Here is a 14996-nt window from a genome sequence, read left to right on the forward strand (position 1 = left end):
AACTGAGGGGAGAGAGGGAATGAAAGACTTAAAGCATCTCTATGAGCTGGAGCGGCTTTTAGAGGACGCCAACAACGATCTGGTGCGTCAGGCCCAGGGTGAGGGCCGCAAATGCATCGCCACGGTCTGTGAAAATGTTCCGGAACCGCTTCTGAATCTTCCGGGGACATTCTCGGTGCGTCTTCGGGCGCCCCGGACCGGCTCCATGGAAATGGCTACCTATTATATGACCAGCTTCCTGTGCGAGTACACCAGAGCTCTGTTGGAGCGTGCCATGGAAGGCGGCTACAACTTCACGGACTGTCTGATCACGCCGGACGGCTGTACCATGCTGAACCGCTGCATCGAGAATATGGAGCTTCTGCACACCATGGAGAAGCCGGACTTCTTTTATGAATACATGGAGATTCCCATGAAAAATGATGAAAACGGCCTGAATCTCTATATCTTGCAGTGCCGAAACCATGTGCTGACGCCCTTAAAAGAGCATTTCGGCATCGATATGTCCGACAGTGCCATCCGTCAGGCCGTGGCGGAGCACAACCGTGTCTGTCAGCTGATCCGCGCCATCGGCGAATACCGGAAGGAGGAGCATCCGCGCATCACCGGCTACGAGTTCCATATCCTGACCATGGCTACCTATGTGGCACCGAAGGATATGCTGATTCCGATCCTGGAGGATACCCTGGAGGAGCTGAAGACCCGCGAGCCGGATACAAAGAAGTACCGGGCCCGGGTGGTGCTGGTGGGCTCCGAGGTGGATGATGTGGATGTGGTGAAGCTCATTGAGGACTGTGGCGCTTACGTGTGCGCCGACCGGTTCTGTTATGGATCATTTCCGGGCAGGGACGAGATCGTGCTGACTGAGGATGAGGACGCCCTGACGCAGGTCTGCCGTCAGTACATGAACCGGGCTCAGTGTGCCCGCTATATGAATCAGGAGAAGATTCAGGGACGGCGGGCCTACGTGGCGAAGCTGGCGGAGGAATATCATGCAGACGGTATCATCTATGAGCAGATGAAGTTCTGTGACCCCTGGGCCTACGAGCGGACCGTGGGAACCCAGGTGCTTCGGGACGAGTACCATTACCCGGTGCTGTCGGTGGACCGCCCCTACGCGGTGGGTCATTCCGGCCAGCTTCGTACCCGTGTCCAGGCCTTCGTGGAGAGTATCGAGATTAAGAAAATCCAGGGAGGTGGGAAATAATGGGAAAAGAATGGGGAAGCGAGCCGCTGGGAAGCTTCTACACCACCGGCAAGGTCCGGAACCGCAGAGAATGGCGGGGACTGAAGGACACCTTTTATGATTACACCCGTTGGTTACATATTATGGGGATTCTGTCAAAATTCATCGTGAAGCCCCGGAACATCAAAGCCTTTTTCCGCTATCGCTGGATGGCCAACTATCTGGCCGCGCCCATGATGGTGGATCGGCACACCCAGGGGCTGCGCGGTCCGCAGCTTCGTATCGCCCATACCGAGTTCGACCTGGTTATGGCGGACGTGGCGAAGCTTCTGGACAATCTGTTCAAGGCAGACCGCCGCATCGGCAACGACAAGAAGCTGTCTGACAAGGTAGTCCTGATGGACGAAAATGAGATGACGGCCGTGATGATGGGCTTCCCGACCCTGAAGGGACTGAGCCGTGAGACGCCGGCGGTCTATGTATCGGTGCTGCTGAATCAGTACGGGGCCTGCCATTACATTGACGTGGCACAGGAATACGGTCTGCCCGGCGACGTATGTCCCATGCCGGAGGCCGAGGCGGGCGTATCCATCGACGACGATTTTCCGATACTGGGCGCCTGCGCGGTACAGTGCAACACCACCTGCGACGGATCACTCATGGGCAACAGCGTCATTTCCAAGAGGCTGGAGCTGGAGGACGGCGTGCCCTGCTTCCAGCTGGCAGCGCCGCTCCGCCATCAGGAGGAGGACGTGCAGGAATACGCGGCCCAGGAAATCCGGAACTGTATCAAGTTCATTGAAGAGCAGACAGGGGAGAACTGGGACTGGGATGCCTATTTCACCTGTGCCGGGCGCGTGAATGAGTCCACCCGCCATCGTCTGGAGTGGCTGGAAATGAATAAGACCGATTACCCCCAGGTATTCGGATCCAACCTGGCGTTGTATACGGAGACCAATTACATGGCCATCTGCGGCAAGGATCCGGACTTTCTGGAGGCAGACCGAAGGATTACGGCGCTGGCGGAGAAGGCTTACAAGGCGAAGCATAAGGTCCTGCCGGAGTACCGCCACAGGGCCATCGTCTGGGGTGTGCAGTCCCATTTCTACTTTGATTTTCTGATCTGGCTGCAGAACTGCTGGGGCATCCTGCCGCTGACGGATATGCTGTCCATGGTGTCCACCAGGGTGCTGTCCGAGGATGACAAGGAGCAGGCCATCTACGATATGGCGTGGCTGACCGAGAATATGATCATGAGAAATCGGACTCACGGCGGCTACAGGGTTCTGTTGGACGAGCTCTGGGAGTTCTGCGAGGAGTTCCGGGCCGACACGGTTATTCTCTGGGAGCACATGAGCTGCAAGGCTCTGACCGGTATGCACGGCCAGTTTGAGGAGAAGGCCCGGGAGAAGGGCATTCATCTGATCTGGGTAACCCACGACCTGTTTGATCCGAGAGTCATTTCCAGACAGGCCATCCGCGATCAGGTAAACCGTTACATGCGGACCGTGTTCCGGGAAGAACCGCTGGATCCGAGCCTGGAGATTCTGACGGATGAGCAGTCATGGTAAGAATTCAGGCTCTGCATGGTAAGAAGGGGGAGAGAGACATGAAATATTTTGGCGGATGTGATTCCGGAAGTACGTATACAAAATGCGTCATTATCGACGAGAATGGGAAAATGGTGTCCGACGTGACGCTTCGAAGCCGTATCAACGCGGTTTTAAGCGCCGAGGACGCCTTAAAGCAGGCCGTGGAGAAGGTGCCGGAGCTTGGAAGCGCCGAGGACCTGGCCTATCTGGTGGGCACCGGCTATGGCCGCAATAAGGTGCCCTTTGCGGATGAAAATATCTCCGAGATCAGCTGTCACGCCATGGGCGTCCATGTGGCGGATCCGAGCGTCCGTGCTATTATCGACATCGGCGGACAGGACGTAAAAGGTATCGCTGTGGATACGGATGGCACGGTGCTGAATTTTGCCATGAACGACAAATGCGCGGCGGGAACGGGACGGTTCTTCGAGGCCATGGCCAGAGCCTTTGAAATGGATTTGACCGAGTTTTCCAGACTTTCCTTACAGGCAAAAAATGTGATTCCGATTACGTCCCAATGTACGGTTTTTGCTGAGTCCGAGGTCATTTCCCTGGTGGGCGAGGGCAAGCCCATGGACGAGATCGCGGCGGGCATCGAGCTTTCCGTGGCGAAGCGCTGCTTTGTCATGAGCAAAAAGGCCGGAGCCGCAGGAAGCGTGACCCTGACCGGCGGCTGTGCCAAGAACGATGGGCTAAAAGCGGCCATTGAAAAGGTGCTGAAGCTGAAGGTTACCGAGCTTCCCATCGATCCGCAGCTCATGGGAGCCCTGGGAGCGGCGGAGTTCGCGAGACAGAAGGGCATGGCGAAGGAGGCGTAAAGAATGACAGGAATTTTACATGCAATCGTGATAATCGCGATTATTGCGGCAGTTTTGTTCGTCCTGTCCTTTGCGGTCTATTTCTTCAATCTGGATATGAAGCTGACCGCAGCGCTGGCGCCGCTTTTTGAAAAGCATTACGATAAAATCGACAGGGATAAGCATTTATAATGAAGCTGTATGATGAAACCATAAGGAAAGTCCGAGCACTGCTGAGCAGTGAAAAGCAGCAGCTTCCCCACGACGCCACAGCCTGGCCCTCCGTTTCCGACCGGAGCATGCTTCTTCGAAGCGACATGGCCTACGAGCTGGGCGGCGGCAGCCTGCCGGCCCTGGGCGTCACCCTGGTGACGGCCTCGAAAGACCTGGTTCCCGGCGACGGCGTGTTCTTAACCGGGACGGATTTGCCGGAAATCGACGCTGATACGCCATTTGCAAGGATCGCCCTGGTGCGGGTGGGCGAGGATACCCTGGGCGAGGGGAAAAAGCTCTACCGGGCTATCCGGAATCTTGAGTATACCCGCTACCATTTTTACCCGGAGGGCTTCATGCTGCGGGTATCTTCCTCCAAACGGCGGGAGAGCGTCCGTATTGGCAAAGAAGCCCTGAAAAAAGGTCTGAATTTCGCGAAGACCGGCAGCCGGATGATCGCGGCCTTTCACAGCCACCCGGAGGTGGAGGCAGTGGAAATCCATTATGTGACGGCGAATGGATTCCCGTATCAGGAGCTGGAAACGCTTGGCCGGGAAAGTGAAAGAATTACCGGGACGTTAGACCATATGATGCAGAACCTCACCATGGACTGCGGGGTCTGCGGACTGAAGCAGGTGTGTGACGAAGTGGAAGGTTTACGGGAACTGCACTTTTCACGTAAGCAATGAGGCGTGCGAAGACAGACGGAAACTGTGAATGGGAAAGCTCGCTTTCACAGGCACAGTTTCTGGCTGTCTTCATAGGGCGAAGCCCGTGAGAATTAGCTTCGCAGAAGCTAATTCTTGCGCGCCGGAGTAAATATATTAAAAAGAAAAAGGAGATGACCCTATGTTTGACATGGAACAATACAACCAGTGGCCCGCGAACCACAAAAACGATAAAGCCCCCAGTGAGAAAATCATCAAGCTGGGACGGAAAATCACCGACGTAGCCGGACACATCATGGGCGGCGTGAAGGTGGAGGACCCGGAATACTGGGGCCTGGCGGAAATCATTACCGAGGAGATGGCAGAGGTCGGCTTATCCATGAAAAAGCGCGTGCCCTACACCTTTTCCGAGCTGTGCCACCTGAACAAAATCCCGAAGGAGGGTGAAGAAAAATTCCAGAAGCTGCTGGATGAGATGAGCTATATCGGACTTCTGGAGTACGATTACGGCTATCATTACGACCACAATGGCCGCACCCGGGAACAGACGGAGCGCAGATATATTCTGCCCATGTTCGTGCCCGGTTCCGCCGAGCTGTTCAACATGGAGGAGCTGCCGGACGGAAGCAATCCCCGTCTTAAGGAGCATCCGGACGTGGCTGCCTTCTTTGAACGCATGACGTTCATTCCCCTGGCCGGCATTACCCAGATGGTACCGCCCGGAGGCGCAGGCATCGGAATGCATGTCATCCCGGTGGAGAAAGCCATTTCTATGGAAAATCAGTCCATGGACATCGAGCACTTGTCCTACTGGCTGAAGAAATACGAGGGTCACATCGGCGTGGGCCGCTGCTCCTGCCGTGCTTCCCGTAAGGTTATCGGCGAGGGCGTGGCAGACGATGATTTCGGCTGGTGCATCGGCGTGGGCGACTTCGCGGACTACTGCCGCGAGACCGGCAAGGGCCACGACATCACCTACGAGGAGGCCATGGCCATCTTAAAGCGCGCCGAGGACAACGGCTTCGTACACCAGATCACCAACATCGACGGCGACAATAAGATTTTCGGTATCTGCAACTGTAATGTAAATATATGTAACGCACTGCGGACCTCTCAGCTGTTCAACACCCCGAATATGTCCCGTTCCGCTTACGTGGCACACGTGGACAAGGATAAATGCGTGGCCTGCGGACGTTGCGTGGAGTACTGCCCGGCAGGCGCGACCCGACTGGGACAGAAGCTCTGCCAGAAGGACGGAACCGAGGTGAAGTATCCGAAGCAGCAGCTTCCGGATGCAGTAAAATGGGGCAAGGACAAGTGGGATCCCGATTACCGCGATAACAACCGCATCAACAGCCACAAGTCCGGTACCGCACCCTGTAAGACCGCCTGTCCGGCACACATTGCCGTACAGGGCTACTTGAAGAAGGCTTCCCAGGGCAAATATCAGGAGGCTCTGGCTTTAATCAAGAAGCAGAATCCCTTCCCGGCAGTCTGCGGCCGTATCTGTAACCGCCGCTGCGAGGATGCCTGCACCAGAGGCACCATCGACCAGGCCGTAGCCATCGACGCAGTGAAAAAGTTCATCGCGGAGCAGGATCTGAAGGCAGAGACCCGCTATATTCCGCCCGTGGTGATTCCGGCCAGCATCCATATGGAGCATTTCCCGGAGAAAATCGCCATCATCGGCGGCGGCCCGGCGGGTATGAGCGCAGCCTTCTATCTGGCGGAGAAGGGCTATCGTCCCACAGTATTTGAGAAGAATGAGGAGCCCGGCGGTATGCTCCGCTACGGCATCCCCTCCTATAAACTGGAAAAAGACGTCATCGCAGCGGAAATCGACGTGATGCGCGAGATGGGCGTGGAGATTAAGACCGGCGTGGAGGTCGGCAAAGATGTGACCCTGAAAGAGCTCCGTGAGCAGGGTTATAAGGCCTTCTATATCGCCATCGGCTGCAGTGCGGGCCGCAGACCCGGCGTGCCCGGAGACGACGCGGAAGGCACCACCACAGCCATTGATTATCTGCGGGAGGCCAACACCGGCAAGACCTCTTACACCGGAAGAGTCGTGGTCGTAGGCGGTGGAAATGTAGCCATCGACGCGGCTAGAGTCAGCGCCAGAAGCGGAGCCGGCGAGGTTCATATGCTTTGTCTGGAGTCTGAGGCAGAGATGCCTGCAGCAGATGACGAAGTACGCGAGGCAAATGAAGACGGTGTAAAGATTCAGAACGGCTGGGGACCGAAGGAGGTTCTGACCGAGAACGGCAAGGTGACCGGTATCATCTTTAAGAAGTGTACCTCCGTCAAGAACGCAGAGGGCCGCTTCGCGCCGACCTATGACGAAAATGAGACCATCCGGATTGATTGTGACCGCGTGATTTTCGCGGTAGGCCAGAGAAGCGTCTGGGGCAATCTGCTGGAGGGCGAGAACGTGACCTTCAATGGTCCGGCCATCGTGGCGGATAAGCTGACCTATCAGACCGGACAGCCGGATATCTTCGTGGGCGGAGACGTGTATACAGGACCGAAATTCGCCATCGACGCCATCGCGGCAGGCCACTACGCGGCAGAATCCCTGCACCGCTACGTCCACAACGGCCATATGACCATCGGACGGAACCGTTGGGAGTTCAACGAGCTGGATAAGAGCAATATTTCCGTAGAGAGCTACGATAATTCCTCCCGCCAGATCGAGGGCGTGGACGAGACAGTACCGTCCAAATCCTTTAAGGACGCTCATCTGACTCTGACCGAGGAGCAGGTGCGCAAGGAGACGGCAAGATGTCTTGGTTGCGGCGCCACCATCGTGGACGAGAATAAGTGTATCGGCTGCGGCGTCTGCACTACCAAGTGCGAGTTTGACGCCATTACCCTGCGCCGGGATCATCCGGAGTGCTCGAAGATGGTGAAGGCCGAGGATAAGTTCAAGCATATCCTGCCCTATCAGCTGAAGCGCGCGGTGAAGATCGTTACAAATAAGGAAAAATAAAGTGAATAGAAACAGGTTCCTATAGAAATACAGGAACCTGTTTCCAACACAAAATCTATTTTGAATAAAAAATAAGGAACTTAATACTATGCACGAATTGGGAGTGATATTCTACGTCGTGCGCGACGTAAAAAAGGTGGCGGAGGAAAACAATGTAAAAAAAGTCTCCGCCGTCACCCTGGAAATCGGCGAGGTCACCGGCATCATCCACGATTACCTCATCGACTGCTGGAACTGGGCCCGGAAAAAGGAGCCTGTGACGGAGGAAGCAGAGCTTAAGATCGAGCAGATCGACGCCGTCACCTTCTGCGAGGACTGCGGGCAGGAATATCCTACCGTGGCCCACGGCAGGACCTGTCCCCACTGCGGCAGTGAACACACCTATCTCCGCCGGGGCAATGAGTTTTTGATTAAAGAGATCGAAGTTACAGACGGTTGACAAAACAGTAAAGCAACGACAAAAAGCAAACGAAACAGCGGATGCCTCACAGGGCATCCGTTTTTCGTCATGTGATTCTACTGTTATAAGACGTCATCATTAAACATATAAGATAAACTTATAAGTGAATAAAATATTTAACAAAAATTAATAAATATATTGACAAAGTACGAGTCAGACGCTTATACTTTAACATGTTGAAAATTGACTGACAACGACAGACTCAACATCCAAATAATGGGAAAACACATAGGAGGAACGTTATGAAAAAGAGAGTACTTAGTCTCATTACTGTACTGGCTATGACCGTCGGCATGCTGGCAGGCTGCGGCGGATCTTCTGACAAGGCTTCTGCGGATACAAAGACAGACGCAGAGTCCACCACAACAGAGGGAGAGGCTTCCCTGGCAGACGTCAAGGTAGGTTTTATCTTCCTGCACGATGAGAATTCCACATATGACCTGAACTTCATGAACGCCGCAAAAGAGGCTTGCGAGAAGCTGGGCGTCGAGTACATGACCAAGACCAATATTCCGGAGGGTCAGGAGTGCTACGAGGCAGCATGCGAACTGGCGGACGCAGGCTGCAACTTCATCTTCGCAGACAGCTTCGGACATGAGGATTACATGATCGAGGCAGCCAAGGAGTATCCGGAGGTACAGTTCAGCCACGCAACCGGAACCAAGGCGCATACCGAGAATCTGGACAATTTCCACAACGCATTCGCTTCCATCTATGACGGACGTTACCTGGCAGGTATCGCCGCAGGCATGAAGCTGAATGAGATGATTGACAATGGCGATATTACCGCAGAGCAGGCTAAGATCGGTTACGTCGGAGCATTTACCTACGCAGAGGTTATCTCCGGTTACACCTCCTTCTTCCTGGGCGCGCGTTCCGTATGCCCGACTGCTACCATGGAAGTAACCTTCACAGGTTCTTGGTACGATGAGACAGCAGAGAAAGAGGGAGCAAACAAGCTGATCCAGGACGGCTGCGTTCTGATCAGCCAGCATGCAGACTCCATGGGAGCTCCCACCGCATGTGAGACCGCAGGCGTACCGAATGTATCTTATAACGGAAGCACCGAGAGCGCATGCCCGAACACCTTCCTAGTATCCTCCAGAGTAAACTGGGAGCCGTACTTTGAGTACGCTATTAACTGCGTAGCAAACGGAGAGGCCATCGACGCTGACTGGACAGGAACCCTGGCAACCGGTTCTGTGGAGCTGAGCACCCTGGGAAGCGCAGTGGCAGAGGGAACACAGGAAGCCATCGACGAGGCAAAGGCCAAGATCGAGTCCGGCGACCTGCATGTATTTGATACTTCCACCTTCACCGTAGAGGGCCAGGAGCTGACCAGCTACGAGGCAGATGTAGATACCGATGCAGAGTATACACCGGATCATGAGGTCGTAAGCGACGGATACTTCCATGAGTCTGAGTACCGTTCTGCTCCGTACTTCAATGTAAATATCGACGGTATCAATCTTCTGGATACCGCATTCTAATACGAGCCTGAACGCTTACGCTTAAGTAAAAGCACAGGGCGGCGCAGCAGCGAATATGCCGCGCCGTCCTTTTGATCCGTTTTGCGGATCCGTCATAAACGAGGGAAGGAAACAAAAGATGGAAACCAAAGTAGCCGCAGTTTCAATGAAAAACGTTACAAAGACCTTTGGCTCTGTAGTTGCCAATGAAAAGGTAGATCTGGATATCTACAAGGGCGAAATCCTGGCGCTTCTGGGCGAAAACGGAAGCGGAAAAACCACGTTGATGAATATGCTGGCCGGTATCTATTATCCGGATGAGGGCCAGATCTTTATCAATGGAAAGGAAGAGGTCATCAAGACCCCGAAGGACGCCCTGAATCTTGGTATCGGCATGGTGCATCAGCATTTCAAGCTGATCGACGTGCTTACCGCCACGGAGAACATTATCCTGGGTCTGGAGGGAAAGCTGAATATCCGGGAGGCTTCGAAGAAAATCGAGGCGATCTGTGAGAAATATGGCTTCGAGGTAGACCCGAAGCAGAAGATTTATGATATGTCGGTATCCCAGAAGCAGACCGTAGAGATCGTAAAGGTATTGTACCGCGGCGCGGATATTCTGATTTTGGACGAGCCCACCGCCGTGCTGACGCCCCAGGAGACCGAAAAGCTATTCCGTGTCCTCCGGAAAATGCGGGACGACGGCAAGGCCATTATCATCATCACCCATAAGATGCACGAAGTAGAGTCCCTGTCCGATCGTGTGGCAGTCCTCCGGGACGGCAGATACATCGGCAGCATGGCGACCAAAGACACGACCGTCACCGAGATGACCAACATGATGGTAGGTCATGCGGTGACCCTGAATATTGACCGCCCGGATCCGGTGAATCCGAAGCCCCGTATCGTGGTGAAGGATCTGTCCGTCCGCAGCGAGGATGGTATTCAGAAGTTAAAAAATGTGTCCTTTACGGCAAAGAGCGGCGAGATTCTGGGTATCGCAGGCATTTCCGGCTGTGGGCAGAAGGAGCTTCTGGAGGCCATCGCAGGGTTACAGCCTGTGGAGACCGGAACCATCGAGTATGTGGAGGACGACGGCCACGAGGAGCCTCTGCTTGGCAAAGATCCCCTGAAAATCGCTGAAATGGGCGTGTCCCTCTCCTTCGTGCCGGAGGATCGTCTGGGCATGGGCCTGGTGGCGAATATGGACCTGGCGGATAATATGATGCTCCGTTCCTTCCGAAAGGGCAGAACCCCCTTCACCAACCGCAGACCATCCAGGAAGCTGGCAGAGTCTGTGGTGAAGGAGCTGGAGGTCGTGACCCCGGGTATCGCCACCCCGGTCCGCCGTCTGTCCGGCGGTAACGTGCAGAAGGTGCTGGTAGGCCGTGAGATTGCTTCCGCCCCCACCGTGCTTCTGACTGCTTACGCGGTAAGGGGACTGGATATCAACTCCTCTTATACCATTTACGATTTGCTCAATGAACAGAAAAAGAAGGGCGTAGCCGTCATTTTCGTCGGCGAGGATCTGGACGTGATGGTAGAGCTCTGCGACAAGATCATGGTGCTCTGCGGCGGCGAGGTCAGCGGCATCGTGGACGCCCGGAAAACCGATAAAAATGAGGTCGGCTTGATGATGACCAGAGTAGGAGGGGACGAGAGCCATGAATAAGAAAGAGCCGTTTTTTCATATCGTAAAAAGGGACGCCCTTCCCTGGTACCAGGCAGTAGGAATCCGGGCAGTGGCCATCGTTCTGGCCCTGGTGCTCTGCGGCATCCTGACCACTATTACCACGGGTATTGACCCCATCGAGGTATATAAGTCCATCTTCACGGGCGCTTTCGGTACCGAGCGGAAGACCTGGATTACCTTGCAGAATCTTTCCATTCTGCTTCTGATCGCTCTGGCCCTGACTCCGGCCTTCAAGATGAAGTTCTGGAACATCGGCGGCGAGGGACAGGTGCTCATCGGCGGCCTGGCTGCAGGCGCCTGCATGATCTGTCTGGGAGATAAGCTGCCGAACGGCGTGCTGATTCTGGTCATGGTGCTGGCCAGCATTGCGGCAGGCGCGTTCTGGGGCTTCGTTCCGGCCTTTTTCAAGGCGAAATGGAACACCAACGAGACCCTGTCCACCCTGATGATGAACTACATCGCCACTCAGCTTGTAGCCTTCTACACCATCGTCTGGGAGGTTCCGAAGGGATCCGGTAAGATCGGTATTATCAACCAGAACAGCAATGCAGGGTGGCTGCCGCAGATTTTCGGATCCAAGTATCTCCTAAGCATCGTTGTGGCAGTGGTTGTGACCCTGCTCATGTACATATATCTGAATTACAGCAAGCAGGGCTACGAGATCTCTGTCGTGGGAGAGAGTGAGAACACTGCGAAATACGTCGGCATCAAGGTGGAGAAGGTCATCGTCCGTACCATGCTTCTCTCGGGCGCTGTATGTGGCCTGGTGGGCCTTCTGCTGGTGGGCGGTATCAATCATACCATCACCACCACCATCGCGGGCGGCCAGGGCTTTACGGGCGTTCTGGTGTCCTGGATGTCCAAGTTCAATCCGCTGACCATGGTATTCTCCAGCTTCCTGATTATCTTTATGGACCGCGGCGCAGGCGAGATTTCCACTGCCTTCGGCCTGAATCATTCCTACGCCGATATCCTGACCGGAATCATTCTGTTCTTCATCATCGGCTGCGAATTCTTCATCAGCTACAAACTGCAGTTCCGTAAAAAAGCAGAAAAGGAGGTACAGTAATCATGTGGAATTTCTTACTTGCGTTTATTCCGAGAGCCGTCGTACAGGGCGTCCCCCTTCTCTACGGAAGCACCGGAGAAATCATTACCCAGAAATCCGGTAACCTGAATCTGGGAATCCCAGGCGTCATGTACGTGGGCGCCATCAGCGGCGTCATCGGTTCCTTTCTTTACGAGAGCTCCACAGCGAATCTGAATCCGGCGCTTGCCATTCTGATTCCCATGCTGTGCTGTCTCTTAGGGTCTCTTCTGATGGGGCTACTGTACTGCTTCCTGACCGTAACCCTACGGGCCAATCAGAACGTAACCGGTCTGGCCATGACCACCTTTGGCGTGGGCTTCGGCAACTTCTTCGGCGGTTCCTTAATCAAGCTGGTAGACGCCGACGTGCCTTCCATTGCCTTAAGCGCCACCAGCAGTTACTTCAGCAAATCCCTGCCCTTTGCATCGAAAATGGGATGGTTTGGCAAGCTGTTCTTATCCTACGGCTTCCTGGCCTACCTGGCAGTTATCATCGCGCTGGCAGCGTCCTATTTCCTGAATCATACCCGGAAAGGCCTGCATCTGCGGGCGGTGGGAGAAAACCCGAATACCGCGGACGCCGTGGGTATCAACGTATCCAAATATAAATACGTCGCCACCTGCGTGGGCTGTATGATTGCGGGTCTCGGCGGACTCTACTACGTCATGGACTACGCCTGCGGCGTCTGGTCCAACGATGCCTTCGGCGACAGAGGCTGGCTTGCCATCGCCCTGGTGATCTTTACCATCTGGAGACCGAACTTAAGCATCCTGGCGTCCTTCCTGTTCGGCGGCCTGTACATCCTGTATCTGTACATCCCAACAGGCATGGATCATATGGAATATCAGGAGCTTTACAAGATGATTCCCTACGTGGTAACCCTGGTGGTACTGGTGGTCACCAGCGTCCGAAGCAAGCGGGAAAATCAGCCGCCTGAAAGCCTTGGAGTTCCGTATTTCCGGGAAGAACGGTAAAAGTAAAAATATGGGAAATAAAAACCGCGCAGTTTTTTGCAGACTGCGCGGTTTTTTGTGCAATAGGAAATTCCTATGGAATCCTGCTTTGCAGGATTCTTTGTGAATATCTGCCGAAAAAGCTACGGAAAATGTATCAAAAATGCTGAATTTATAGGGAATACAGAGCCTTCTGCTTGCCTTTGCGGCTGAAATCCAGTATAATATCAGATTGGATTGCGTAAAAACACAATTTCAGAAAAGTGGAGAAACACATGATTACATTAAACGACTATCTGTATTCCGGCGACACGGTGATGCGGATACTGAAGAAATACAAACGGGATCTGGGGCGTGACGCTGCGTTGACCGGCAATGAGATCGACATGATTCACTGTGATTTCCTGCAGAGCATTATCGATCTGTTGGAGCACAATGAATTCCTGACCGCCCAGTCCCAGAAAATCCGGGAGTTTTATATGTATATGGCCAGACAGTACCCCTGGCTGGCCTTTACCTTCAAGGGCCGCATCAAATCCCTGATCCGGGCCGAGGAAAAATTCAACGGCTATATTGTCAAGGACAGCTACAAGTACTATATGGCAAACGGCGAATACCCGCCGGTGGAGGAGCTGCGGAAGCGTCTGGTCAAGTTCCGTGACCTGATCGCCTACCGCATCGTCATATCCATGCCGAAGTGTCATGTGGAGCAGGGAAAGGATAAGGCGGAGGAAGAGCTGAAATGCCTCTATGAGATCGCGAATGTGCTGCCCGGCTTCCTCACAGAGCGCGGTTTCACGGCTCAGGTGACCGGCGGCGTAAAAAGGAGCAATTCGCCGCTTCTGGATGAGAATAACAAGGATTATTACCGGGATTACATCTCCAATAAGAACCGGTCGGAGTATGAGTCCCTGCATATCACCTTCTTTGACAGCAGCGCCAACTGCTATATGGAGGTACAGATCCGTACGAAAGAGATGGATGATATCGCGGAGATCGGCATTGCCAATCATGTGGCCTACGAGAAGCGACAGGAGCGGGAGCGCGCCCGCCGGCACGAGATCCCCGAGGGCGAGTGCGTCTGGTTTGACGAGGCTTATGAGCGGGGCATGCTGCTTCAGCAGCTGGATCTGTCCAAGGTGGATGTGAACATGTTCGGCGCAGCCAATAACAGCCTCATCAATGATGGATGCGGGCTGTTCCGCGGCAGACAGATTTTGCCTTATGAGCATTTGTCACGGTTTCAGAATGATCAGATCGATTAAAGACGGACGACGAGAGGAAGGGCTGCGACCCTTCCTCTCGTCTGGCTTCGCAGACACAAAAAGGACCCTCGCGTAAGCGAGAGCCCTTATACTACGCTATGTATTTATGCGTCAATCTGTGAGATAGCGTCCACGATCTGCTTGTGCTTCTCATCCACCGCAGCCCAGAGACTCATATCGGTCAGCGGCTTGTCTCCGCGCAGGGACTCTGTCAGTTTGGAGCTGACGGTATAGAGGGCGTCGAATCCCAGATTCAGCGCGATACCCTTCAGCGTGTGCGCCGCGCGGAACGCGGTGGCCCAGTCCCGGTTCGTAATGGCTTCAGCCAGCTCTTTGCAGGTGCCGTCATCCACATATTTCAGAACAAACTTCTTCACCAGTGCTTCGCTGGGAAGTCTCGAAAGTGTCTGCTCATAGTCGCCGCCCACAGCGGCATAGAACTGTTCAAGTGTCATAATTCAAATCTCCTGTGTATATTCTTATGTAAAGTACATTCCCTTTTTCCATCATACTCCGGATACAGGAAAAATTCAATTACAAAATAATTACAAAATATGTCTTAAGAGTATCTTTTTCCGGGGTTCCGGTGTATAATAAAAAAGATACAGACAGGAGGCAGAT

Annotated in this window: 13 protein-coding genes; 12 read left to right on the top strand and 1 reads right to left on the bottom strand. The window is 54.0% G+C overall.

From position 1 onward, the window contains the following. The first annotated feature begins 19 nt into the window (after window positions 1–19). The 12 genes from WMO29_RS13850 to WMO29_RS13905 all read left to right on the top strand — a co-directional run bounded on the left by WMO29_RS13850 (window position 20) and on the right by WMO29_RS13905 (window position 14375). Window positions 20–1207, top strand: coding sequence for a 2-hydroxyacyl-CoA dehydratase family protein (locus WMO29_RS13850; protein WP_349165163.1), 1188 nt, complete (start codon window positions 20–22; stop codon window positions 1205–1207). Then, the gene (locus tag WMO29_RS13855) at window positions 1207–2757 is read left to right on the top strand and encodes a 2-hydroxyacyl-CoA dehydratase family protein (RefSeq protein WP_349165165.1); all 1551 of its coding nucleotides are present in this window, start codon (window positions 1207–1209) and stop codon (window positions 2755–2757) included. The genes WMO29_RS13850 and WMO29_RS13855 overlap by 1 nt, the downstream gene beginning before the upstream one ends. Before the next feature lie 38 nt (window positions 2758–2795). After that, entirely contained in the window at window positions 2796–3596 is an 801-nt protein-coding gene (locus tag WMO29_RS13860) for an acyl-CoA dehydratase activase (RefSeq protein ID WP_178038839.1), read from the top strand. A 3-nt stretch (window positions 3597–3599) separates the two neighbouring features. Then, window positions 3600–3767: a hypothetical protein gene (locus WMO29_RS13865; protein ID WP_178038792.1), complete on the top strand. Its 168-nt coding sequence runs from the start codon at window positions 3600–3602 to the stop codon at window positions 3765–3767. Beyond that, entirely contained in the window at window positions 3767–4477 is a 711-nt protein-coding gene (locus WMO29_RS13870) for a carbon monoxide dehydrogenase (RefSeq protein WP_349165166.1), read from the top strand. The genes WMO29_RS13865 and WMO29_RS13870 overlap by 1 nt, the downstream gene beginning before the upstream one ends. A gap of 169 nt (window positions 4478–4646) precedes the next feature. Continuing rightward, window positions 4647–7445: an FAD-dependent oxidoreductase gene (locus tag WMO29_RS13875; RefSeq protein ID WP_349165209.1), complete on the top strand. Its 2799-nt coding sequence runs from the start codon at window positions 4647–4649 to the stop codon at window positions 7443–7445. A gap of 88 nt (window positions 7446–7533) precedes the next feature. Continuing rightward, window positions 7534–7884, top strand: a complete 351-nt coding sequence (locus tag WMO29_RS13880) for a hydrogenase maturation nickel metallochaperone HypA (protein WP_349165168.1) — start codon at window positions 7534–7536, stop codon at window positions 7882–7884. 263 nt (window positions 7885–8147) lie between these two features. Further along, window positions 8148–9395 carry a BMP family ABC transporter substrate-binding protein gene (locus WMO29_RS13885; protein WP_349165170.1) on the top strand — a complete coding sequence of 416 codons (1248 nt, stop codon included), beginning with the start codon at window positions 8148–8150 and terminating at the stop codon, window positions 9393–9395. 118 nt (window positions 9396–9513) lie between these two features. Continuing rightward, entirely contained in the window at window positions 9514–11046 is a 1533-nt protein-coding gene (locus WMO29_RS13890; RefSeq protein WP_349165172.1) for an ABC transporter ATP-binding protein, read from the top strand. Further along, a complete protein-coding gene (locus tag WMO29_RS13895) occupies window positions 11039–12136 on the top strand; it encodes an ABC transporter permease (protein WP_349165173.1) in 1098 nt (365 codons plus the stop codon). Before WMO29_RS13890 ends, WMO29_RS13895 begins: the two co-directional genes overlap by 8 nt. A gap of 2 nt (window positions 12137–12138) precedes the next feature. Next, window positions 12139–13131 carry an ABC transporter permease gene (locus tag WMO29_RS13900; RefSeq protein ID WP_349165174.1) on the top strand — a complete coding sequence of 331 codons (993 nt, stop codon included), beginning with the start codon at window positions 12139–12141 and terminating at the stop codon, window positions 13129–13131. Between the two features lie 254 nt (window positions 13132–13385). Further along, window positions 13386–14375: a RelA/SpoT-related domain-containing protein gene (locus WMO29_RS13905; protein WP_178038813.1), complete on the top strand. Its 990-nt coding sequence runs from the start codon at window positions 13386–13388 to the stop codon at window positions 14373–14375. A 104-nt stretch (window positions 14376–14479) separates the two neighbouring features. Here WMO29_RS13905 and WMO29_RS13910 read toward each other — a convergent pair whose 3' ends face one another. Then, window positions 14480–14830 carry an Hpt domain-containing protein gene (locus tag WMO29_RS13910; RefSeq protein ID WP_349165176.1) on the bottom strand — a complete coding sequence of 117 codons (351 nt, stop codon included), beginning with the start codon at window positions 14828–14830 and terminating at the stop codon, window positions 14480–14482. Window positions 14831–14996: the final 166 nt, after the last annotated feature.

Origin of the sequence: Laedolimicola intestinihominis, assembly GCF_040096155.1 — a bacterium.
GTDB classification, from domain to species: domain Bacteria; phylum Bacillota; class Clostridia; order Lachnospirales; family Lachnospiraceae; genus Laedolimicola; species Laedolimicola intestinihominis.

Excerpts from the sequence above, each read along its gene's own strand:
- WMO29_RS13860 (WP_178038839.1), top strand. The coding sequence starts at position 2,796 with ATGAAATATTTTGGCGGATGTGATTCCGGAAGTACGTATACAAAATGC.
- WMO29_RS13875 (WP_349165209.1), top strand. The coding sequence starts at position 4,647 with ATGGAACAATACAACCAGTGGCCCGCGAACCACAAAAACGATAAAGCC.
- WMO29_RS13905 (WP_178038813.1), top strand. The coding sequence starts at position 13,386 with ATGATTACATTAAACGACTATCTGTATTCCGGCGACACGGTGATGCGG.
- WMO29_RS13870 (WP_349165166.1), top strand. The coding sequence starts at position 3,767 with ATGAAGCTGTATGATGAAACCATAAGGAAAGTCCGAGCACTGCTGAGC.
- WMO29_RS13910 (WP_349165176.1), bottom strand. The coding sequence starts at position 14,830 with ATGACACTTGAACAGTTCTATGCCGCTGTGGGCGGCGACTATGAGCAG.
- WMO29_RS13855 (WP_349165165.1), top strand. The coding sequence starts at position 1,207 with ATGGGAAAAGAATGGGGAAGCGAGCCGCTGGGAAGCTTCTACACCACC.
- WMO29_RS13885 (WP_349165170.1), top strand. The coding sequence starts at position 8,148 with ATGAAAAAGAGAGTACTTAGTCTCATTACTGTACTGGCTATGACCGTC.
- WMO29_RS13895 (WP_349165173.1), top strand. The coding sequence starts at position 11,039 with ATGAATAAGAAAGAGCCGTTTTTTCATATCGTAAAAAGGGACGCCCTT.
- WMO29_RS13880 (WP_349165168.1), top strand. The coding sequence starts at position 7,534 with ATGCACGAATTGGGAGTGATATTCTACGTCGTGCGCGACGTAAAAAAG.
- WMO29_RS13865 (WP_178038792.1), top strand. The coding sequence starts at position 3,600 with ATGACAGGAATTTTACATGCAATCGTGATAATCGCGATTATTGCGGCA.
- WMO29_RS13890 (WP_349165172.1), top strand. The coding sequence starts at position 9,514 with ATGGAAACCAAAGTAGCCGCAGTTTCAATGAAAAACGTTACAAAGACC.
- WMO29_RS13900 (WP_349165174.1), top strand. The coding sequence starts at position 12,139 with ATGTGGAATTTCTTACTTGCGTTTATTCCGAGAGCCGTCGTACAGGGC.
- WMO29_RS13850 (WP_349165163.1), top strand. The coding sequence starts at position 20 with ATGAAAGACTTAAAGCATCTCTATGAGCTGGAGCGGCTTTTAGAGGAC.